General features: G+C 58.5%; 13 protein-coding genes. 10 read left to right on the top strand and 3 right to left on the bottom strand.

The annotated features are described in order from the left end of the window. The 8 genes from HMPREF2879_RS06785 to HMPREF2879_RS06750 form a co-directional block, all read left to right on the top strand. Nucleotides 1-1432, top strand: a 1432-nt coding sequence (locus tag HMPREF2879_RS06785) for an LPXTG cell wall anchor domain-containing protein (RefSeq protein WP_246822928.1), incomplete at its 5' end; no start/stop codon positions are given. 242 nt (nt 1433-1674) lie between these two features. Next, nucleotides 1675-2682, top strand: a complete 1008-nt coding sequence (locus HMPREF2879_RS06780) for an NADP-dependent oxidoreductase (protein ID WP_070635104.1) — start codon at nt 1675-1677, stop codon at nt 2680-2682. Between the two features lie 555 nt (nt 2683-3237). Next, on the top strand, nt 3238-5226 hold the full coding sequence (locus tag HMPREF2879_RS06775; protein WP_070635103.1) for an adhesin: 1989 nt from the start codon (nt 3238-3240) through the stop codon (nt 5224-5226). A 297-nt stretch (nt 5227-5523) separates the two neighbouring features. Next, complete coding sequence (locus tag HMPREF2879_RS06770) at nt 5524-7329, top strand: propanediol dehydratase (RefSeq protein WP_070635102.1); 1806 nt, start codon at nt 5524-5526, stop codon at nt 7327-7329. A 498-nt stretch (nt 7330-7827) separates the two neighbouring features. After that, nucleotides 7828-9672, top strand: a complete 1845-nt coding sequence (locus tag HMPREF2879_RS06765) for a hypothetical protein (RefSeq protein ID WP_246822927.1) — start codon at nt 7828-7830, stop codon at nt 9670-9672. A 336-nt stretch (nt 9673-10008) separates the two neighbouring features. Then, nucleotides 10009-11610 (top strand): enoyl-CoA hydratase, encoded by a 1602-nt coding sequence (locus tag HMPREF2879_RS06760; protein ID WP_070635100.1) that lies wholly within the window; start codon nt 10009-10011, stop codon nt 11608-11610. A gap of 196 nt (nt 11611-11806) precedes the next feature. Continuing rightward, nucleotides 11807-14614: an HtaA domain-containing protein gene (locus HMPREF2879_RS06755; protein ID WP_070635099.1), complete on the top strand. Its 2808-nt coding sequence runs from the start codon at nt 11807-11809 to the stop codon at nt 14612-14614. Nucleotides 14615-14697: 83 nt separating this feature from the next. Continuing rightward, nucleotides 14698-15438: a sirohydrochlorin chelatase gene (locus tag HMPREF2879_RS06750; RefSeq protein WP_246822926.1), complete on the top strand. Its 741-nt coding sequence runs from the start codon at nt 14698-14700 to the stop codon at nt 15436-15438. 137 nt (nt 15439-15575) lie between these two features. On the opposite strand, the gene nirD is transcribed toward HMPREF2879_RS06750, so the two are convergent. Further along, nucleotides 15576-15902 (bottom strand): nitrite reductase small subunit NirD, encoded by a 327-nt coding sequence (gene nirD / locus HMPREF2879_RS06745; RefSeq protein WP_049350096.1) that lies wholly within the window; start codon nt 15900-15902, stop codon nt 15576-15578. Between the two features lie 545 nt (nt 15903-16447). Here nirD and nirB point away from each other — a divergent pair. Further along, nucleotides 16448-19117 (top strand): nitrite reductase large subunit NirB, encoded by a 2670-nt coding sequence (nirB, locus tag HMPREF2879_RS06740; RefSeq protein WP_070635098.1) that lies wholly within the window; start codon nt 16448-16450, stop codon nt 19115-19117. Nucleotide 19118: 1 nt separating this feature from the next. Next, nucleotides 19119-20030 carry a uroporphyrinogen-III C-methyltransferase gene (cobA, locus tag HMPREF2879_RS06735; RefSeq protein WP_049352392.1) on the top strand — a complete coding sequence of 304 codons (912 nt, stop codon included), beginning with the start codon at nt 19119-19121 and terminating at the stop codon, nt 20028-20030. 236 nt (nt 20031-20266) lie between these two features. Here cobA and HMPREF2879_RS06730 read toward each other — a convergent pair whose 3' ends face one another. Together HMPREF2879_RS06730 and HMPREF2879_RS06725 are read right to left on the bottom strand one after the other, a co-directional pair. Then, complete coding sequence (locus tag HMPREF2879_RS06730; RefSeq protein ID WP_070635097.1) at nt 20267-21223, bottom strand: DUF6318 family protein; 957 nt, start codon at nt 21221-21223, stop codon at nt 20267-20269. Between the two features lie 342 nt (nt 21224-21565). Further along, nucleotides 21566-22513, bottom strand: coding sequence for a DUF6318 family protein (locus HMPREF2879_RS06725; RefSeq protein WP_070635096.1), 948 nt, complete (start codon nt 22511-22513; stop codon nt 21566-21568). Between the last annotated feature and the right edge of the window lie 971 nt (nt 22514-23484).

Genomic DNA, 23484 nt, shown 5'->3' with positions numbered 1-23484 from the left:
TAAGGCTGAGGCAACCGAAGCACCTAAGGCTGAAACCCCCAAGGCTGAGACTCCTAAGGCTGAGACCCCTGCTCCCGCAACCCCCGAGCCCACCACTCCCTCCACCCCGGCTCCCGAGGCGAAGCAGGCTAACCCCTTCGTCTCCATCGAGAACGCACGCTTCTCCGGTGATGCGCAGTTTAACACCGTGAGCGTTGTTGGTACCGGCTTCTACGGCGAGAAGGTCGGCCCCGGCGTTCAGGTCAGCATCTACGCGCTGGATGAGAACCAGCAGATTACCGGTGACGCCATCACCACCGTGTCCGTGTCTGCGGACCAGATTCAGGATGGCTCCTTCAAGACTTCCTTCACTGTCGAGGCAAGCAAGTTGCCCGCCGGCGCTTCCTACGCTCTGGTTGCTGTGAGCAACCCTCAGGCTGCTCAGGCTGACCAGAAGCTCGTGGCTCTCTCCTCCTTCAAGGTCACCGAGTCCACCTCTCCCGAGGCACCCAAGAACAAAGAGACCCCCGCTCCCGTGACCCCGGCACCGGAGACCCCCAAGGCTGACGAGACTCCCGCTCCCGTGACCCCGGCACCGGAGACCCCGAAGGCTGACGAGACCCCGGCACCCGAGGCTCCCAAGACTGAAGCACCCAAGGAAGAAACTCCTGCTCCGGAAGCACCTAAGACTGAGACCCCCAAGGCTGACGAGACCCCCGCTCCGGAGGCTCCCGCAGCACCCGAGAACGCAACCCTCACCACCGAGGACGCTTCCCTGAACCCGAACGATCAGTACAACGTCCTGACCTTCAACGGCTCCGGCTTCACCCACGAGTCCGTCGCTAACGGTGTGCAGATCGCTATCTTCCGCCTGGATGCAAACGGCAACATCACCGGCGACGCTCTGGCAACCCACGACGTACCCGCTTCTGAAATCGTGAACGGCACCTTCCGCGTCAAGGTCAGCGTTCTTGCTGAACTGCTGCAGCCCGGTTACGCCTACGCAATGGTGGCAACCAGCGACCCCAACGGCCCGGTACACCAGGTTGCAGTCACCACCGCCACCGTGAGCGATGCGAACAACCCCGCACCGACCCTGCCGGCAGCTACCGAGGACGATAACACTACCGTTCGCGATAACGGCGACGGCACCACCAGCGTCTTCACCGCTGAAATGCGCGAAGACGGTTCGGTTGTCGTAACCGAGACCCGCATGCCCTCTTCTCAGGCACCCAAGGCTAAGGTTGGTAACGCATCCGCTGCTACCTCCTCTAGCTCCAAGGGCCACACTGTAGGCGTCTCCGGCACCAAGGGCTCGGCTCAGGCTTCCTCCTCCTCGAAGCAGCAGCTGGCACACACCGGTGCTGAGGGTGTTGCAGGTATCGCAGGCGTTGGCGCCGCAGCTCTGATTGCTGGTGCCGCACTGATGCTCCTGCGCCGCCGCAGCCTCTAAGGTTTATCCTTTCACATAGAGTCTTATGAAACGCCCTCGTGGTTTCCTTGGGAGTAAAATATTCCTGGAGACCGCGAGGGCGTTTCTGCGTGTTCAGAACAGTGGGAACAACGTGCAAAGCGATATTTTGCGGAACGTAACAATCGCGATAGTTGGACATGCCGGTGCAGATTTGTTTGTTGCAGGTTTCCTGAGCCTGTGAGTTTTGGAGTCCCGAATCGGGAAGAAAGGAACGAGAAACGATGAGCGTGCAGGCGGTGCAGTATGACTGCTTTGGGCCCGTGGAGAATCTGAAGCTCGCGAACGTACCGGGGGAGAACCCCGAAGAGGGGCAGGTAAAGATTGCGGTGCGTGCGGTCGGCCTGAATCCTGTGGACTATAAGATCTTTGAGGGCTCTCCGCAGCTCAGGATGCTCTCGCGCGTCATGAAAATCAGGAACCCCCGCCGCTGGTTTGAATCAAAGAAATCGCAGTTCCCTCGTGGAGTAGGGCGTGATTTCTCCGGCACGGTGCTCGAGGTGGGGCCCGGCGTATCGGGTTACCATGTGGGTGACGAGGTCTTCGGAACCATTGTTAGTGCCCCCGGTCTGGGTACCAAGAGGGGGTCTCTAGCTACGGAAATTTGTGTGAATACCGGTGATATTGCGCTTAAGCCCGCCTCCATTGATTTTGACCATGCCGCTGCAATGGGTGTCGCGGCCTTGACCGTGGGAGGCGCCTTCCGCCATATTGGCGTGGGTGCGGGCGATACTGTGGTCATTTCTGCAGCCTCGGGCGGAATTGGGTCCACCGCTGTGCAGTATGCGGTGGCTCGTGGCGCACGGGTCGTCGGAATCGCGGGGGCTGCGAATGCCGAATTTGTTAGGTCACTGGGTGCTGTTCCGGTTGCCTACGGTGAGGGTGTTAGGGAGCGTGTGCTCAAGGCTGCTGAGGGCCGCGTGACGAAGTTCCTGGACTGCTATGGTGGCGACTACGTCAGCTTGGCATTCTCGCTGGGTCTGAAAGGTAAAGACATTGGAACTCTCGTTCCTTCACCCAAGGTCATTATCCGGGGAGCGCAGTTTACGGGCCCCCGCCACTCGGAACACGGGGATTTTGAAGCCCTAGCCGAGCTGGTTACCGAGGGAAAGGTGTCAATTCGGCTGGATCGCGTGTACGGGTTCACGATTGAGGACGTCCGTGCAGCATACCGCGATTTGAAGGCTGGCCATACGCGCGGCAAGAGAGTCGTTCGTATTACCGATTCATAGGGAGTTTATTACTGAGGGTGCTGGGGTGGGGTGGTGTAGCGGAATGATTTTGTCGACTTATTTTGTGCGTGGTTATTGGTACGCACGCTTTTAATCAATGTGCGGGGAAAGCGCTGTGACCTGCAATTTTTTCACTTAAAAGAAATAAATTAAATGCATGGATGTGCAGAATATTTTTATCTCAAATCCATTAAAACTGCATATGCATGCAATAAAACCTTGAGTTTCAAGGGAGAGTTGAAAAATTTTGCCTAGTCCATGCAATTTGAGTGCTCTTGGTGATGTTATAGAGAGTAAAAAATATGCTGTGTGGGTTATTGCACAGGAAAATAGTTGGGACGTAAAGCGTCTTTACAGCAATAACAAGAAAAGTATTGTTAGTGTGGAATTACCGATAAATAGAGCGATTCCCTTCGCGGTAACTTCCACCATTACATGAACGTTATGACTAGTCCGTACGTTATAGCGGTCAATCCCGAAGAGACACCCGTCCAGCTTCGATCCGTGGCACCCTCCGGAGGGTATCGTTCACACTCACAGAAGAAGGTGTGTTTCATGCCCGAACCCGCTCACTCAAAAACCCGAGCAACAGCCGCTATTGCTGCTTCCGTCCTGTCCGTCACCGGTGTTGGTGCTGCGCACGCAGATGTGCAGGTGCAGAATACCGGCGGAATGGCTTCACCGACTGCGGTGGAACTCGACAATCCTCCCTCCGCTGTAAACGCAACCCCCATCGAAAACGTTGCTACCCAGAACTCCCCGCAGGTGTACGTCGAGCAGGGTGTTGTCATTAACCCGGCGCGTTCCCAGAGCATCACCGTGACCGGTGAAGGCTTCACCGGCGGACCTGTCGAACGTTACGGCGTGGCAGTGTACGTGAGCGAATACCGCCAGTACCCCCTCTACGCGCTGGGTCGCGGTTCCGCAGTGACGATGACCCTCGTGCCCGAACTTGATGTGGACGGCGGCCGCTTCAGCACCCAGCTGACCCTGCCCGCAGGCACCCTCGACCCCAACCAGCAGTACGTCGTCGCAACTGCCGTGGTCGACCCCGGTAAGGGCTACGCAACCGAGGACCCCTCCTACAATTCCTCCGCACCCCTGGAAGTGCTGCCCGCAGACACCCAGGATGAGCCGCTCAACGTTCAGATTCTCTCGGGCCAGATGGAAATTCCACAGGAGAAGAACCTGGTCGTCTACAAGGTCACCGGCCTGGGCGAGGCGCAGGCTTTCGAAGTCATGACCTACGCCTACGCCCTGGATAGCCAGGGTAATCGCATCCTGCTCGCTGCCTCTCCCGCGCGCGCCGACGTTATGAACGGCACCCTCCTGGACGGCATTGAAGTGCCCGGATCCAGGCTGGAAGAAGTGCAGGCTGTTCACGAAGACCTGCGCTACGTGCTGAGCGTTGAGGTTGCGCCCTCTGCCGCTAATGGTTACACCGCCCAGGAAGTTGAGGTTCCCTTCATGAATGGTTGGAATGTACAGAATGGCTCCGCTCCGGTTGCGACCGCTGAGCGTGCAATGGCGGAGCAGGCACAGTTTGAGAAGAAGCAGTCTGCAGAGGAGGCGCAGCCCGCGCAGAACGCCCAGGCTGATTCTGAGCAGGTAGTTGCCGTGAGCCCCGTCGAGAAGTTCGACCACGTATTGCCCGAGGATGACCCGCGCCGCCACTACAGCCTGCCGCGCGACACTCGCTTTGACCGCGTCCACGACACCACCGAAGAACAGACCAACAACACCGCTAACCCCGTGATGACCGCCCGCCTGCACGTAGAAGAAACCGTAGTTCCCGAAAACGATTCCGCAAAGACCCTGACCCTGCGTGGAGAGGGCTTCACCGGCGTCAGCTCGGTGCACCTGATGGTTAGCGCTATCGATGAATACGGAGTGGCTACCGGCGGCGTGATTGCGTCGGCTGATGTCTCTGAGATTGACGACTCCGGTGCTTTCACCGCACAGGTGCAGATTCCCGGCTCGGAGCTCAAGCCCGGCACCACCTACCGTGTGAGCGCTGTGGCGGAGGATGAGCAGGGTACTGTGCGCATGGTCAATGGCGGCTTTACCGTCGAGCGCGATAGCGTGGATAGCCTGCCCACTACCCCTGAGCAGGATGCGCCCACTGTCGAGGCTCCCGTAGCCGACACTCCCGCTGTCGAGACTCCCGCGGTCGATGCTTCGGTGCCTACTGAGCCTGCGGCTGATCAGGCTTCTGTTACCGAGCAGAAGGCGGGGGAGAGCGGTGCTGAGCAGAAGAAGGACGCTCCGGCTGGTGTTCAGGGTGCTCCCGCGCAGAATGTTTCTGCACAGAATACCTCTGTGCAGAAGACTGAAGCGCAGAAGGGCAACGCGCAGAAGGTCGAAGCACAGGCATCTGGCTCCCAGAAGGTTGCCTCCGGTGCCCAACAGAAGCGTGAGCAGTTGGCGGCTACTGGCGCCTCCAATATGTTGGTCATTAGTGCCGCAGGATCGCTGTCACTGCTTGCCGGTATGCGTTTGAGCCGCCGTCGCCGTAGTGAGATGCAGCTCAGTTCTCGCCGCTAAAACGGGTCAATTATTGCCCCACTAGGCAAAATACGCATATAGATGTAGGGATGTCCGAAATGCAAGATTCGGGCGTCCCTACATCTTTAACTTTTTCTAAGGTTATACCTATAATTTAGAGTGCTGTCATAGACGGTACTATCACTCTTTACCACCTCGTTCACCCGAGGTGAGGAGTCGCTGTGAAGCGCCTCCGGTCACCGATATCAGAGAACCGTTATTCTGTGCCTACTTCCGACCTTTGGGCGCAGGAGTCACACGACGATTCATCACACTCACTCACGAAAATAGGTGACCATGTTTTCCACGCAGCGAACTGCTCGCGGCGCGGCGCTAGTAGCGTCTGCCGCCCTCGGTTTGGGTGGCTCCGTCGCGCCTGCAACTCTGGCCCCCGCCACCTTTGCCTCTGCCGCTCACGCGCAGACTCAGCAGACCCCGAAGCCTGAACTTCCCATCGCCGTTGCCGCCGATGTGGTTAGCCACGACATTACCTTGGACCTGGTTGCTCAGAGCAATGACTACACCCTGCTGTCGTTGACCGGTGTAACCTCTTTGGAGAATCTGAGGGTTCGCCTGTCCGCCATCTCCGTTGAAGATGGCGTTGTGGCGACCATGACCGTACCCGCAGCCCAGATGACTGCCTCAAAGAATGAAGAAGGCAATATTGAGCTGAGCATCCACCAGCGCCTCAACGTTGAGCAGCCGTACATGGTGGAAATTGAGAATCTGAGCAACGGCGAGACTGTCTCCGTTGAGTTTATGCCCGAGTACGGTGTAACAGTCGACGAGATTATGGCTAGCAGCCAGAACATTTTCTTCCCGGACACCCCCGGTGTTCCCCGTGCTAACCGCGTGGAGGCGAATCCTGCCCCCGAGGTGTCCCTGAGCCCCAGCGCATCCCCGAGTGCCGCGAAGGATAGCCCGCGCCCGACGGTCGCCCCGGTACCTTCTGAAGCGCCGTCTGCATCGCAGAAAGTTTCGGCTCGTCCTTCTGCGAGTGCATCTGCTAGCGCCTCGGTGAGTGCGTCTGCCAGTGCTTCTGCTTCGGTGAGTTCTTCTACCAATGATGCGGCACCCGCTGAGGTGACCGAGGATCGTCTGTTGGTGCACTCCCGCTCCGATCGGGCTCCCGCGGAGACCCGTGAGGCGACCCTGGAAATTTCCACCGCAGAGCTGCGCGGATCGGATGAGCTGCAGCCGATTAGCGTGCGCGCTAGGAACGTTGCGGAGAGTGGCCTGGGTTATGACGTGATGGTCTTTGAGATGCCTGCTGACGGCGGTGCCGTGGGTTCACCGCTGGCGACCACGCATGTGAGCCCTCAGCAGGTGGCTGATGCTTCTTTCTCTGCTGATTTGAAGGTTCCCGGTACCTCTTTGAATGCGGGTAAGCGCTACCGTGTGGTTGTGGTGGGTGGTAACTCCACTGAGGAGCTGCAGCTCATGGCGACCAGTGCTTTTGGTGTGAGCGTGATTCAGCGTGCGGTTTCTGTTGATCGGGCTCCGAAGCCTACGAATACTGTTGTTCACCCGCAGGTCCCGATGATTTCTGATGCGAATCAGCGTGTGAGCCCTTCGGCCCCTTCGGGTCGCGTGGGCTCTTCAGATACCTTTGCGGACGCTCAGGGTTTGGTGATTGATTCTGTTGCTAAGATCCCGTCGGTGGATAGCGCTCTGGGCTACATTGTGCAGGCGCAGCAGTCTGCGCGTGCGATTACCGCGCAGGCTCGTAGTTCTGTGGCTGAGACTGCGGTGGTTCCTTCGACGATGGTGATGTCTGGTTATGCGGTGATGTTGCCGGGGCGTACCGTGGTGAACCTGCTGGGTTACCAGTCTCCTGAGGGGGAGACGGTGACTGTTGCTTCGCCGCAGGAGAATGTGGGTGCTGCCGGTTCGGGTAGTTTCTATACGCGTAGCTCGAAGTCGCGAGGTGATTCTTCCGGTTCGAAGCTGGAGGCGAGTGCTCAGGATAACGGCCCACTGCCGGAGGGCACCTTGCCGCTGAGTATTGCTCTGCTGGGTTCGGTTGCCTTTGTGGGTACTGCTGTGGCGGTGAATGTGTATCGTCGTCGCCTTGAGGGTGCTGAGGAGCTGGGTGCTGAGTAAATCAGTGCATCCATTTCTTCGCGCTGTGAAGCGTGGCTCTCTGTAGGGGAGCTGTTGAGAGGGAGGCGCTCTGCCGAGTGCGTGCCGTGTGGGTGCGTGTTTGGTGGGGCGCCTTCTGTGTGCCCGAGTGTTGGCTCTGTTATACAGCGGCTCAGTTCTATAGTGGCCCTGTTATACAGTGGCCCTGTTATACAGTGGTTCTGTCGCGCCTTGGGGCGGTGTAAAAATTTCTTTTTAGTGCACTGCTGGGAATATTTTATGACATTCGAATTTTACGTTATTTATATCTCAGTAAAGTATTTAATTCCCTTTTATTTCGGCAATTATTGCGACATAAAGTTTTAGCACATGAATGCAATGCAACATTTAGTGCAATATCCGTGTTAGGCTAGGGTGTAACCGACGTACTGGTGCGCAAATACTTGGATAGAAAAACCGGGCTTGTGGTGAGCCGCCCCTAGTCCACGCTTTGCGCCTACATCGATCGAAATGGCACACATGACTATCACTCGACTTCCGAAACGCATTCATGCTCTTTCCCTTGCAACCGCTTTAGGTGCAAGCGCTTTTGTGCTTCCTGGCGCCTCCGCAGTAGAGGCTGAAGCAATTAACGTGAATGATTGCCTGACGGCTCTGGTTAATAGCGAATTTGAATCAAGCTGCCCCTACGAAGACCTCGAACTTGAAATTGACACCATCGAGATTCAGGTTCAGTCCATCAAGGACGGTCAGGCAACCATCAAGCTCACACCCCTCTATGAGGGCGGCTACGTGGGCGATGCCTCCAAGGTGTACCTGGTAGTGCAGTACTACGGCACCACCGGCACGGTGCTCGGATCTGATACCTACGAGCCCTCCGCAATGCAGGTTGAGCGTGCGGACGACGGCTCGATGCTCGTCACCTTTGAGATGCCTCAGATGCCCCAGGAGGGCTACTACTCCATGAGCGTCATGGACCTGACGACCTCCGACGCGGGCTATGGCGAATTCATGATTTCTGAGGGTTCCCTCGTTCCGCACGCTATCCCGATTGAGGATGACTCTGACGAGGTGATGATGGACAAGAAGGAAAACGCCCACCAGGTGCCGACCATTGACGAGCTAAAGACGATGGAAAAGCTCCGTGAAGAGGAGCAGAAGAACCAGCAGGCTGCAGATCAGAAGGGTAGCAAGGATAAGGTTAAGACTGAGGTGCCTTCCGAGTCTGCTGAAAACCCGAACCTCGAAACCCACACGCAGAAGCTGGAGCAGGTCCCCGGCGGATCGACCTCTTCTCGCGATACTCAGACCCTGAGTGTTGCGGAACTGAAGGTCGCCTATGCTGAGGTTCGCTCTGATAAGGAAACCAAGCCGGTGACTATCAGTGCAGCGCGTCTGCCCGCGAATGCGGCTGGCTACGACCTAATCGTGGTTGAAACCGATATGAGTGGCAACCATAAGGGCGATGCGCTGTCCATTACACACATCAGCTCTGATCGCATTGTGAATGGCGCGTTCAAGGAAGAGGTCGGCATGCCCGGCTCTCTGCTGAAGACCGGCTCGGTGTACACCGCCTACCTGGTGCATGCGGACGATACTGAGTACGCGGAAGAAGTTGTCTCGGTGCGATTCAAGGTCAGTGGCGAGGCGACCGGCAACTCAACCTCCTTGACGAAGGATGAGTCGCCCCGCCAGGATGCCAGCGCATCGCTCATGCCCAGCACCAATGCGGCCGAGGCGACCGGCGCCACTCAGGGTAGCCCCTCCGCTGCCACTAGCGCCGTCTCGACTAACGCCGTCTCGACTCGTTCTGATGACACCCAGTCGGGCTCGGGTCAGTCTGCCGCGAGCGCACCCCGCTCCACTCTGGATGCGGTGAGCGCCATGTCCAAGGCAAAGGAAGCGAAGGCTGAGCGTCAGCGTCAGGCTCTGCAGGCTTTGGCTCAGGCACGTACGATGGCTCCGCGTTCGGCTTTTGAGCCGACTCGCACCAATCAGATTTCGGCGTACAGTTCGGGTTCTGATCCGGCATCTATCGCTGCTACCGCGAAGCTGGATGCTTTGACGGATGAAGAAAAGGCAGCGTCGGCAGCTTCTGGTAACGGAAATAAGGGTTTCACCCCCGTGGTTCATTCGGAGCCTAATAATCGTTCAGCTACGGTGAACTCGACCACCACTCAGGTGCACTCTAACGCGAATAATGATCGTCAGGAAGGCGTGAAGGCTATAGCTTCGGCGGCGTCTCCCGCTAGTGAAGAGGTTGCGCAGCACGGTGTAGCTTTCTGGGCTCTTGGAGGCGCCGGTTTGGCGCTGGTGGTTGGTGCCGCGTGGATGGCTCACCGCAGGGGAGTCCTCGGCGGCTAACGCCCCTAATCCGTGCTTTTCGACGGCATCGCATAGTATGTTCGTTGTTTCATGAGGAATGCTCGCCCCCGCTATCTGTTGGTGCAGATCGCGGGGGCGAGTCGTGCGTTCAGGGTGTTCAAAAAAACTCTACCCTCGCGTGAATAAACCTTAAGGTTCGTGATAGGGTTGAAATAACCGATAAATAGATGCGAGCTATTGTCAGGTCTTCTTCACCTGAAATATGAAGCGGAGTATGGTACGACGAATCCGGGTGTATGGCGCACTCGGGGGTCCGCGCGGCACATGAGGAACGGGCAGTAGCAAGCACATTTCCACCATGAAAAGACGCATTGCATGAGTATTTATTCAGCGAAGCACCGTATTGTCACCGCAACCGTTTTGGCTGCGGGGCTTCAGTGCGGGCTTGTTGTACCCTCTGTCGCAACGGAAGCACCCGTCACGACGCACTCTGCCGTGCAAAAAACCGCGACCTTGAACGCGAACCAGGCTGAAGACAATCAGGAGGCACAGGGCGCCGCCTCCACCATCACCATGAAGGCGCAGCTCAAGGATGGCGGCTATCTTCTACGTTGGACGGGCTTCCCTAAAGATCTGGAGGCCTCCAGCGTTCTGGTTGACGTGAACTTCTACACCCCTTCCGGTGAGTACGGCGGCTCCGTCCTGGAAAGCCCCGCCCTAACTGAGGGGACCAAGGAGGGGGAGTTTCGCCTCCTGATGAGCCCGGCGACGGACTCTAATGTCGTGTACGTAATCGTTCTGGAGGATACCGCGCACGGTGTCTCCTACGAATTTTTTGTGACCGAGCGGGGGAACCGCCTGGTAGAGGCTGCTGACCCGCGCAACGGCAAAGCAAAGCCCACCGAACCTCCGGTCGATATTGAGCGTGAAGAAGCAGAAACCGCTGACGCAACTGTTACCCCAAGTCCCGAGGCGGTAAACCTGCCTTCGCCGACCGCTACGTCATCCACCGATGCGAACGGTGACGCGGTTCGCCGTACCGTAGACAACCCGCAGAACAAAGATTCTGGCCAGTACGTTATCTCCGAAGACAATAGCGTGTACGACCCGATGAACCAGCGCAAGGGCAAGGCGCACCTGTCCATTCAGGACTCGCAGGGTGACTCTCAGGATGATACGAAGCCGGTCACAGTCCGTGCCACGAACTTCCCCCAGAACGAGAAGGGTTACGACCTGATCGTCATGGAAATCGACTCCAACGGCAACACTGTGGGTGATGCGCTCGCCATTGTACACGTTGGTCCAGAATCTATTTCTGCGGGTGCTTTCGAGGCGGTGATTGGCGTGCCCGGTGCGTCCCTACAGATCGGTAAGACGTACCTGGTGGCGGCTTTTGACGCTGCCGGTGACGGTAACCTTCAGCTCAACACGGTGCGTTTTACGGTGACTCAGGCGTCCTCTGAGGGCGGTGGATCATCGTCCAATTCTTCGTCTGTGAACGAGGAGAAGCCGGTTACTGTACCTTCCGCGTCTGCCTCTGAGACTGCGGATGCACCCGCTGCGGGTTCTAAGTCTAAGACCCGCGGTATTCAGGCTGATACCGCCATGGCTCCGGGTACTAATGACGCCACGATTTCTGTTCCGCGCGCTGCCGGTAGCCCTGCCACCGCGTCTTCCTCGGCGCTGGGGTACCGCACCGGGGAGGCGCAGCCTGTTGAGGTGGCGACCCCCGAGTCTAATTTGCCCTCGGGTACCGATTCGGCGGCTCAGTCTCGCCGTGCCGCGATTCTGAACGGTTCTTCCTCTCAGGTTCGTACTGATCCCGGATCGCCGAATGGTGTGAAGGCAACGGAGGCGCAGATTACCCGCAACATGGATAAGAGTTCGCCGCTTCTGCCGATTTTGGTGACCCTGGGTGGTGGCCTGATTCTTGGTGCTCTGGGCATGTCACGTATGCATGCTTCGAAGAAGGATTAGTCGCGTAGGGGGTGGGGGAGTAGCGGCCCCTGTTGCCTGTTGAAGTGTGCTGGTACGGGGTGGGTTTATTGCCCTGTCAGTGTGCTGTGGGGTGGTTTGTCACAAAACGGTTTCTTGGAACCTGATGTTGAGAAATACTCACGCTATCGATATAGTAAGCCTGTCCTAACAATGTCGATAGTATGGATACACACCAATGAAGATTTTCACATCTGGCACCCGCCTCTCCAAGGGAGCCTGCGCCCTCGCCGTTGCTGGCGCTGTTGCCCTGCCCCTGGCACCCGTTCTCGCCGAGAACATTAATATCGCTGCCCAGAACGTTGCCGCACAGAATGTCGCTGCAGGCGACCAGGCAACCGCCGGCGCATCCTTCGGTTGGGGCGTGCGCGCCTCCTTCCTGTCCTACAACGGTATGCCCCGCGAAATGACCGACGGCGCAGCCTGGGACGCAACCGCAAAGCAGTTCACCTTCACCCCGACCTCCACCACCGTCTCTGAAGACGGCAAGCAGGTCACCCTGCAGGCTGCCGGCCGCCTCTGGTTCACCGGCCACTGCGCCGAAGGTCAGGACCCCGAAACTGGTTGCGCCCTGAACCTCACCTTCTCCAACCCCCGCGTGGAACTGAACCTCGCTGACGGCACCGGCTCCCTCTACATGACCGTGCGCACCAAGAACTACGCCTCCGGCAAGTTCGAGGGCCCCATGGAAGTCAAGATGGCGACCCTGAGCACCGGCACCGCCAAGCAGAGCGAGAAGGACGGCGTGGTCAGCATCAGCGGCATCTCCGCGAACCTGACCGCCGACGGTAACCACGCCTTCTCTGACTTCTACAACGAAGGCGCCAGCCTCGACCCGCTGAGCATCTCCTACAACGGTAGCGCAGCTAACACCCCCAAGAGCGCCTACAGCGTCGCTGAGTCCTACAACACCGGTGCGGGCGTGAACCTGCCCCAGAACACCGCACGTCTGGGCCAGAACCACATCGTGCACGTGGCACCCCCGAGCTTCGGCGGCGACACCACCTACACCGTGCTGACCAGCTCCAACCTGAAGATGACCGACACCGGCGTACTGAAGGCCAACAAGGGCGTTTTCGCCGTGGATGCTGACGGCAACCGCATGCTCGTCATCAACAGCGAGACCAACAAGCCCGAGCTGTACACCGTAACCGCTGAAGGTAAGCTCGTCTCCTCCGGCACCTACTCCGACGTAGACCTCGGCACCACCACCGTCAAGGCAATCGGCTACAACCCCGCCAACAACACCTGGGGTATCGTCAGCATTGACGGCCAGGGCGGCGGCAAGCTCACCATCATTGACGCATCCGGCAAGGCAACCTCGCAGGCTCTGCCGAAGCCCGACTCGATCGACCCGCAGGTTGTGAACGCCTACTCGCTCGACGAGTACTACGGCGACTCGTTCTCCAACAACACCGTGACCCTCGCACCGCTGCCCGACGGCAGCTTCGTGTACGCGCCGTCGACTTCCATCTACGATGCGGCCGGCGAAAAGGCGGTTCAGAAGGGTCACCTGCTGCACATGAGCAGCAACGGCGTGTCCCTGGTGCCGAACTCTTCACCCGCAGGCTACGACACCGCCCTGCCCTCGACCCTGGTCAGCCCCAAGGGCTACATTTACCGTTGGAACAACTGGTACGGCGGTAAGGTGCAGATCCTCAAGTACGAGAACGGCACTTTCAGCGTGGTCCGTGAGTCCGCAACTCTTGAGGGCTTCGAGAAGACCGAGGTTGCCACCATGTTCCTGACCCGTGCGGGCAACGTGGTTGTGGTGGACGCATCCGGCTCCCGCCTGGTGTTCATGGATGAGACCCTGAACAAGGTGAACGAGGTGGTGCTCTCCTCGATGCGCAAGACCGACAAGAGCGGCGGCTACAACGCTCTCGAGCTGCCCAACGGCGATATTATCTACCCGACCAGCTTCGAGAACCCGAACACCTACGAGGATCAGCTGTGGCTGAACCGCCTGGCAGCGAACTCGGCACCGACCCCGGCACCCGAGCCGACCAAGGCACCTGAGCCGACCGTTGCTCCCACCGTAGCTCCGACCGTGGCACCGACTGCTGAGCCGACTGCCGCGCCTTCTGCTGAGCCTACCGTCACTGCGGAGCCGACTGTTGCTCCGACCGAGGCACCGACCGCAGAGCCCACTAAGTCTGCTGAGCCGACTGTCGCGCCCACCGTGGCACCGACTGCAGAGCCTAGCAAGACTGCAGAACCGACCGTGGCACCGACCGAGGTTCCCTCTGCAACTGCTGAGCCGACCGTCGAGCCCTCGGCAACTGCAGAGCCTAGCGTGACCGCAGAACCTTCTGCAGAGCCGACTATGGAGCCTTCCGCAACCGCTGAGCCCACCAAGACTGCAGAACCCACCGCAGTGCCTTCGGAGGAGCCCACCTCGCCGTCTCTGCCGACCGCATCCGTGGCACCTTCTGTAGCACCTTCTGCAACTCCGAGCGCATCGGTGAGCGCTTCCCCGACCGCGGTTCCGAGCATTCCCGCCGTGACCCCCTCGGTGAGCGCGTCTGCATCGGCGTCCGCTAGCGCGTCTGCTTCTTCGAGCGCTTCTGCGAGTGCATCGAGCTCCGCAAGCAGCTCCAGTAGCGCTTCGGTGACCGCATCGGCTAGCGAGTCTGCATCTGCGAGTGCATCCGCGTCCGCGAGTGCTTCCGCGAGCGAGTCTGCATCCGCGAGCGCTTCTGCTTCTGAGAGCAGCACCGCCGACCAGAACGCAGCCGGCCACAAGGGCGGCTCCAACGGCGGTTCTGACGCAGGTTCCGGCACCTCCGACAACTTGGGTGTGAGCGGCTCCAATGGCGGCTCCTCTAACGGTGGTTCTTCCGCAGGTGGTTCCTCGACCTCCGGTAGCTCCTCCTCGAAGCTGGCACAGACCGGCGCATCCGGCGCTATGTTCGCCGCAGCAGCTGGTGCTATCACCCTGGCTGCGGGTACCGCACTGGTCGTGGCTCGCCGCCGCAAGAGCTAAAATTTAGCCTTCGTGCAACACCCCGCTTCGCCACTCGTGTTCATGAGTGGGGGAGCGGGGTGTTCCTTTCATACAATGGAAATATGACTATTCTGAATGTAATCGCAACTTCGCACGGCACTGACTCGGTCGCCGGTCGTGAAGCTATCACGCTGATTCGTGAGCAGATCAAGTTCCTGCTTGCCCAGCGTAATGACGGCGTGGAGTACCGTGTCCACGCCGCATATGTGGATGTGGAATCTCCCAGCGTTGATGATGCCGCAGCTTCCCTGCCCAATGATGAGCCCTGCGTGATCGTGCCGATTCTGCTGTCGACCGGCTTCCACACTCAGGTGGATTTGCGCCGTGCCGCACGCAATAGCGGTATTGAGCGTATTAGCATTGGTGAGTCGCTGGGCCCGGATGCGCGCCTTGCCGCTCTGACTCGCGCTCGCCTGGAGGAAATTGGCTGGACTCCCGGCGATGGCCCTGTGGTTCAGGGTGCTGCGGGTTCTTCTCGTGCAGATGGTCGCGCGGATATGAGCCGTGCGGCTGAGCTGCTGGCTGAGGAGTTGCACGTTCCGGTGCATCACGGCTTCGTTGCCGCGATTGATCCGAAGTTCCACGAGGTTGTTGCCGAGCATCAGCCTAAATTTGCTGCGACCTACCTGCTGGCGGAGGGTTTCTTCTCCGGTAAGATGCGCCGTGACGCTGAGTCGACCGGTGTGCCGGTGAAGGTTGCCGCGCCGCTGGTGAACGCGCAGGGTGGTGCTTCTGCTGCCGTGGTGGCGGAGTGCTTTATTGACCGCATGGATGCGGCTATTGCGCAGCTGGACGCCGCCTAGATGACCTAGTCAGGCTAGTGTGCTCGCTGCTCACACCACCTGATGAGGGGCTTCTGAAAACCCATACAAAAAACCTCGGGACTGTTACGTCCCGAGGTTTTTTGTGTTGCTGTCTTTGAGTGAGAAGTGTTGAGCGTTTAGGCGGTCTTGAGGTAGACGTCGCCGTCGCGGACCTCTACGGGGTAGACCTTGATGGAGTAGGAGGGGTCAGAGACGCACTCGCCGGTGGTCAGGTCGTAGACCTCCTTGTAGAGGGGGGAGGTGATGGTGGGGTTGCCGTTCTTCTCGCCGACGATGCCGCGTGCGAGGACCAGTGCCTGGCTGTGCGGGTCGAGGTGGTCGCTGGCGAAGATGCCGTGCTTGGTCTTGTAGATCGCGTACTGGTAGCCGTCGACCAGGGCGACTTCACCCCAGTTTTCTTCGAGGTCAGATTCGGCGCAGATGCGTACCCAGTTCTCAGCCATGGGGGTTTCCTTTCGAAGTGGTGGTCTGCGCCGCGCGGGGTGCAGGACACAATAGCGGTTCGTGTGTTCTTTGTTTGGAGTTTACCTTATGAAACCCACATTTGGAAATGGGGCACGCGGAGGGTGCTAAAGGTTATTTTTACCCTAAAAGATGATCTCAAATTTTATAGATTAGCCTTACCTAAATTAGGTTTAGATAAGGTAAGAATACCCTATTCCAGCCCGGTATTCCGCGGATTTTTTGGAAAATTTTCCCAAAAAATACGGATTTTCGATACTTCGACCCCGCGCTAGAGTGTACGATAAAAGTCGTAGTTTAAAACGCCTTTTGACTGCCTGAAGAAAACAACATAATCCCACACAAAAATGTTTCGTAATTTTCAGATGCATTCTAAAGAAGCGGGCGCTTCAACTACTCGGTACGCATCAGGTACGAGCCCAACGGTACGGAAACTAGGAGTTCCAATACCGGGCACAATCCAGCCGCACACTGAGGGTAGATAAGTGCCATGAACTACCTGCATTACAACTAGGAAGGAAAATCCATGTCGCACACCCCCCGCAACATTCTCGTTGTCGGCGCAGGCCCCGCTGCGTGGCGTTTTGTACGCGCGTACCACGAAGGCGCTGAAGCTGCCGGTCGCGCAGCGGACACCATCACCGTCCTCAACGATGAGCCCTACATCCCCTACGACCGCGTTGCTATCGAGAAGATTTTCAAGGACACCGAGAAGGACCTGACCCTCGGTGACCCCGAACTGTGGAATGCAGAGAACATCAACCTGGTCAACAACTGCCACGCAGAGAAGCTTGACCGCACCCGCCGCGTCGTCACCGACACCGAGGGCAACGAGTACCCCTACGACGTACTGGTCTTCGCAACCGGTTCCCGCGCGGTTCGTATCCCCATTCTTAACTCGGACGCCGCACACGTCTTCCGCACCATTGACGACGTGAAGAACATGGTCTCCGAGGTCAACCGTCTGCAGTCCACCCTGGGCCGCGCACCCCGCGGTGTCGTCGTCGGTGGCGGTCTGCTCGGCCTCGAAGCAGCTGAGGGTCTGAAGGACCTGGGCGCAGAGCCCACCATCCTGGACGTGGCACCCTGGCTGCTCTCCGTTGAGGTTGACCAGGGCGGCGGTTACGCCGTGAACGCCCAGATCAAGGCAACCGGCATTGAGATTGAGACCGGCGTGTACATCTCCGGCATCAACAAGGACGCTGACGGCAACGTCGTCTCCGTCTCCATCGCAGATTCTCCCTCCGAGGATGCAGAAATCCGCACCCTGCCCGCCGACATGGTGGTCTTCGGTGCCGGTATTCGCCCCAACGACGAGCTGGCACGTGACGCTGACCTGGCACTGGGTGAGCGCGGCGGTATTCTCGTCAACGACGCATGCCACTCCTCCGACGAGCACATTTGGGCTATCGGTGAGGTTGCCTGCGTGCTGGGTCGCACCTGGGGCCTGGTCGCACCGGCTAACGCTATGGCTGATGCTGTGGCAGCTAACCTGCTCAACGACAACGAAGAAGCTCAGGTTGAAGAGTTCGACATCGCAACCAAGCTGAAGTTCTCCGGCGTTCAGGTGGCTGGCTTCGGTGACCGCCGCGGCACCACCGAGGGCTGCCTCGAGGTTCTGTTCGCAGACCCCGCACGCGGTATGTACCAGAAGATCGTGACCAGCGGCGACGCAAAGACCCTGCTCGGTGGCGTGTTCGTCGGTGACACCGCTCCCTTCGACTCCCTCAAGCCCCTGCTCGGCCGCGAACTGCCCGCTGAACCGAACGTTTACCTGACCGCAGCTGGCGGCGGCGACGGCATCCCCGACACCGAACTGCCCGACGACGCAATCCTGTGTTCCTGCAACAACATCAGCTTCGGTGCTGTCCGCGAGGCAATCGTTGACGGCAACCACGATGTTGCATCCCTGAAGTCCTGCACCACCGCGGGTACCCAGTGCGGTTCCTGTGTTCCGATGCTACAGAAGACTCTGGAACAGCAGATGAAGAAGATGGGTCTGACCGTCTCCAAGGCACTGTGTGAGCACTTCGACTTCTCCCGTGCAGAGCTGGCTGAGGCTGTGCGTCTGACCAACCTGGACGACTTCGACTCCGTGCTGGCACGCTTCGGCCGCGGTGGCGACGGCTGTGCAATCTGTAAGCCGACCGTTGCGTCGATTCTCTCCTCCTTCCGCAACTCCTACGTCCTGGACGCTGGCCGCGGTGGTATTCAGGAGACCAACGACCGTGCGCTGGCAAACATGCAGAAGAACGGTACCTACTCCGTCGTTCCGCGTATTCCCGCAGGTGAGATTCCCGCTAAGAAGCTGGGCGTCATCGCAGAGGTCGCTGAAGAGTTCGGTCTGTACGTGAAGATCACCGGTGCGCAGCGTATCGGTATGTTCGGTGCTCGCCTGGAGCAGCTGCCCTACATTTGGGAGCGCCTGGTGGATGCCGGCTTCGAGTCCGGTCAGGCATACGGTAAGTCCCTGCGTAACGTGAAGTCCTGCATGGGTTCGACCTGGTGCCGCTTCGGTGTTCAGGACTCCACCGGCATGGCAATCCAGCTGGAGAACCGTTACCGCGGCCTGCGTTCCCCGCACAAGTTCAAGTTCGGTGTTTCCGGTTGTAACCGTGAATGTGCTGAGGCACAGGGCAAGGACGTTGGTCTGATTGCAACCACCAACGGCTGGAACCTGTACCTGGGTGGTAACGGTGGTGCAAACCCCGCTCACGGTCGCCTCTTCGTCAAGGACGCCTCCAGCGAGGACATCATCCGCTACATCGACCGCTACCTGATGTACTACATCCGTACCGCAGACAAGCTGCAGCGTACCGCTCGCTGGCTCGAGGATCTGGATGAGGAGCACGGCGACGGTCTGGCACACCTGCAGTCCGTCCTCATTGAGGACTCCCTGGGCGTGTGCGAGGACCTGGAGCGCGACATGCAGCGTCACGTTGACTCCTACGAGGACGAGTGGGCAGCAACCCTGCGTGACGAGCGCCGCCTGCGCCGCTTCCGTGCCTTCATCAACGAGCCCAACGGCAGCGACGAGGGTTCGCACCTGTACGTGCTGGAGCGCGAGCAGATTCGCCCCGCAACCCCCGAGGAAATTGCGGCGGCAGAAGCTGGCGAGTCCGACACCGTCCTGCTGACCGGTACCAAGATTCCCGTGGGTAAGCCCAGTGACCTCAACCCGGTCCCGGCAGCATAGTATGTGCCCGAAGATTCCTCCGTTCCCGCCCCGCGAGTTCGCCACTATCGACGAAGTACTCGCGGGCGGGGCGCCCGGGCACAGCCTGGACGATAGCGTGACGGAACGCGGCATTCTTCTGCCCGGCGAGCCTGCTGAGAACCCCGGCAAGGTCTACATTGTGGGTGGCGGCCCCGGTGCCGCTGACCTGCTGACCCTGCGTGCGGCACGTGCCCTGAGCGAGGCGGACGTGGTCCTTCTGGATCACCTCGCCCCGCAGGAGTACGGCGAGTACGCACCGAACGCCCTCATCGTTGATGTGGGCAAGGTTCCCGGTAAGCACGCTGTTCCGCAGTCCCGCATTCAGCAGCTCATGATTGATTACGCGCTCTCGGGTAAGACCGTGGTGCGTTTGAAGGGCGGCGACCCGTACGTGTACGGTCGCGGCGCTGAAGAGCTGGATGCGTGCATCGCCGCCGGCCTGGAGGCTGAGGTTATCCCCGGCATTACCAGCGCCATTGCGGTTCCTGCGCGTGCTGCGATTCCGGTGACCCTGCGTAAGGTATCCTCGATTTTCACCGTCATTTCTGGTCACTCCGGCCTGTCGGAGACCGAAGTGTCGGCGGTTGAGGCGACCCTGCGTGCCCAGGGCACCGTGGTGCTGCTGATGGGCGTTCGTACCCTGCCCGATACGGTGGCGTCTCTGCTCTCTCGTGGGATTGAGGCTGACACGCCGCTGGCAACCATTGAGAACGGTTTCTCTGAGAAGGAGCGCGTGACTGTCACGACCCTTGAGAACGCTCAGGTAGATTGCGCATCGGTTAAGGCGCCGGCTATTACCGTCATCGGTGAGGTCGTGCATTATGCTCGCGATAATCAGAACCGCTTTGTGAGCGAGGTTCACGAGCGTCTGCGTGAGCGTTCCACCTCCTAGAGGCGGTGCGCCAGATAGTATTGCACGGCCCCGCATCCTTGGTTTTCCTAGTTGCCAAGGGGCGGGGCTGTTGCTGTGCCTGCTGTTATTGCTGCGCGTAGATGCTAGATGTTGGGCGACTGAGGCGCGCACAGGCGCAGTGGCGCCGGGAGCGCCGCGGCACAAAAACATACGAAAGCGGGGCGGGTATCAACTGATACCCGCCCCGCTTTCGTCAGGGGTGTTGCTCTCAGCGCCTAGATCTTGAAATCGCTGCTGCTACCGGAACTAGAGCTACCGGAGCCGCCACCACTGGACTTGCTTGCCGAAGCCGATGAGGAGGGACCCTCAAAGACCTTGCGGAATCGGTCGCTGTACTCCGACACAAAGTACTCGCGGCTGGTCACGCGCCACTTGCCCTCGGCGTACACCACGTAAATCACGACATCCAGGGTGCTTGCCTTCTGAGGCTCACCCGTGCCCTTCTGGTAGATGGTGTATTCCTTGACAACATCCCGGCAGGGGAACGCCACAACAGCCAAATCGGAAGAGGCAAGAGCCTTCGCATCGAGATCGTCACGGATGCTCAGCTTGCTCTCGTAGTCCTTAGTCCAACCGCCCGCAGCGTAGAGCTTAGCGATAGCCTTCAGGTTGTTGACCAGACCGCTGTCAGCGCCGTGGACCAGACCCTTGAGGTACTGCAGGTCGCCGTTGTACATCGCGGCAATATACGCGCTCTGGTAAGCAGCCAGGGTCTTGTAGGCGCCCTCGAGGGAGACGGTACGCTGAGCCACAGTATCAATGACCGGGATCGGAACGTTCTTCGCGGGGGAGGTGTCGGTCGGCTCAACATAGTGCGCAATGGCGGGCTTGTACTCGTACTTGACGTCGCCAATGTACTTCTTATAGTCCTTCAAGAACTCGTCAGACGGAATAATCTTCGCGCTGTTACGGCTTGACGAGGACGAAGACGAAGCGGATGCCGAAGCCGAGGCAGACTCAGAAGGCGAAGCCGACGCAGACGCCGAGGGAGAGGCGCTCGGGGAGCCGGAGAAAGTGTCGCCGCTACCGGTGGGGCGAATATCCTTGTTGAAGGCGCATCCTGCTAGAGTCAAAGCACCGGCGGTCAGACCGCCAAAAAGAACGGCGCGGCGGGTCAATCCGTTTCGGTCGTTAGCAGAGAAGCTGGTGTGTGCACTCGGCCGGAAGGACATGGTATCTCCTGAAAGTGGTTGATCGAGGTAGCTCGCTTCACAACGCTGTGATGCGTACGAAAGGATCCGCCTCATCGTTTTTGTATGGTGCGCGGTACAGGGGGGGGTACCGGGATACGGGTGTGCCGGAGCGTGAACTGCGGCGGTATGAAGTATCCACTTCTTACTATAGAAGACTGGTTTTAAAACTTCGTCAAAAAACCCTGAACATTGTCTTTAAGACGCAATAACCCAAAGTCGGTGAGGTGCAGGGGAGTGCGCCTCCTCGACTTTGGGCTAGTGCGTATGAAATTGATGAAACGGGGCTAGTTTAGACCTCGCCGGAATTAGACTTTGCCGGATTTAGACCTTAGTGGAGCCTCGGCCCGAGGACGAAGAACCGCTAGAACCGGCAGAGCTGGAACCTCCGGAACCAGAAGAGGCGGAAGAGCCCTTGCCGCCATTCAGACGCTCGTTCAGATAATCGTTGCCGATTCGCCACCACTTACCCTCGGTGTAGAGCATCACGTGCGGAATGGCTACCTGGGTAATTGCCGGTATCTTGCGTTCGGTGCCGTCCGGCTGATGGATGGCGGTGGCAGAATACTTGGCGTCCATCATGATTTCTACGTAGCCGTCACCGTTCTTCAGGGCGGTTCGAGGCTCCGTATTCCGCATGGAAATGCTGCACGTGAAGTCCATGTACCAGCCGTTCTGCTCATACAGTTCCTTGACTGCTTTAACCTCGTCGATGGCGCTCTTGTCTGCCGGGTAGGTCAGCTCAATCGCCTGATCTGCATAGTGGCCATCCTTGAGTGCGGTGATCTGAGCACTGTAGTAGGCACGCAACGTCTCGTAGGCGCCCTGGAAGGTCGGTTCCTCACGGTGCGGAACGGTCTTGAGGGGCTTAGGTACGTTCTTCGCAGGGGAAGAATCCGTTGCGGGCTGGTACTCGCCCATGTATTCGCCGGTCAGCTTCAGGGGACCGGGGTACTTTTCCCAACCCTCAACGAGTGCATCCTTAGATACGGGTACGCGTGCCGCGCTGGACGAGCTGCTCTTAGCGCTTGCTGAAGCGCTCGCAGAGGACGTAGCGGTAGCAGACTGTGAAGCAGCTGGTGAACTAGATGCAGAAGCGGTCGCGCTCGCGGACGGGGTGGGGGAGCCTACCTTAGCTTTTGCTTCTTCGCTCAGCGGGCGAATATCGGAGGCGCAACCAGCCATGAGGGTTGCCGCGCCACCGAGCAGTAGGGCGCGGCGGCTCATAAGGCGGGAAGCAACGGAACGGGTGCTCGAAGAGGGCGAGAGCATCGGTGAACTCCTTGATTATTCCCGAGGCGGGCTCGGGGCACCCGGCGGCGGGCGCGTGGTTGTATGGCGTGTTGGGTGAGGTCGTGAAAGGGGGTAAAACTTCAGGCAAATGCCGCGGTTTCAGTCCACATCCGGAAGTGACCTCGGGCGCGTACATGCTGCTGGTGGAGCGAACGGATACGCGGTGAACTCATCTTTGAGACTGCTATGTTCACACTCCGGTGAGAGGGTAGATGCTATCGAATCATCATTGATGTGTTGCACGATTCATTTTAGACTATTTTGAATTCAAAATGCACGAAAATACACCTTAGTAATCTCTGTGAGTCTATGGATCACTCAAGATATCAATCACCGTAAAGTATTGTGACTATGCTCTGTCGATGGGGAGCTATTTGATGGGAGTGGGCGCTTCGGTGAGAGGCGGCACGTATGTTAAATTAAGTGATTTCAATCATATTTATGGCCTAAAAAACGAAAGAGCCTCGTCCCAGTGTTTGCAAAAAATGGGGGATAGGGGAGGGATCGGATCAACCTTCTGAATGCGAGGAGGCCTTCAGTAGTTCAGGAGAAATACCCGATTCAATAAGGGGAAACCCGTTCGGTAATCCCCAAATATGCACTCTATTCACCCGCTATGCATTGCTGAATCATTCAGAAAAACCGGTTCCCACACGGGGTGTTGAAGAGATGAAAACGTGCAGGGGTGAATATCTAGTGGAATTACATCGGTGTTCACCCCATATCTTGTGGTTGCACTGACTGCAATCCCATGGACTCCCTCGAAAAAATTGAAACCCACTTAAAGCAACACTGGGGGAATGTAAAAACATACATCCTTAAACACGCCCGAGTGCAGGGTGAGGCAAGACCCCTTAAACCCCCTACTTGCTCTAAATATCGCCGAACGAAGAACCATTCTGTTTTACGCCCTCGGCATCGGCGCATCTGAAAAGTGCTGTTCAAACCCA

The organism is Rothia sp. HMSC069C04 (assembly GCF_001812895.1).
GTDB lineage: Bacteria > Actinomycetota > Actinomycetes > Actinomycetales > Micrococcaceae > Rothia.
The sequence above is the reverse complement of the archived record's forward strand: the minus strand, read 5'-3'. Positions and strand labels throughout refer to the sequence as shown.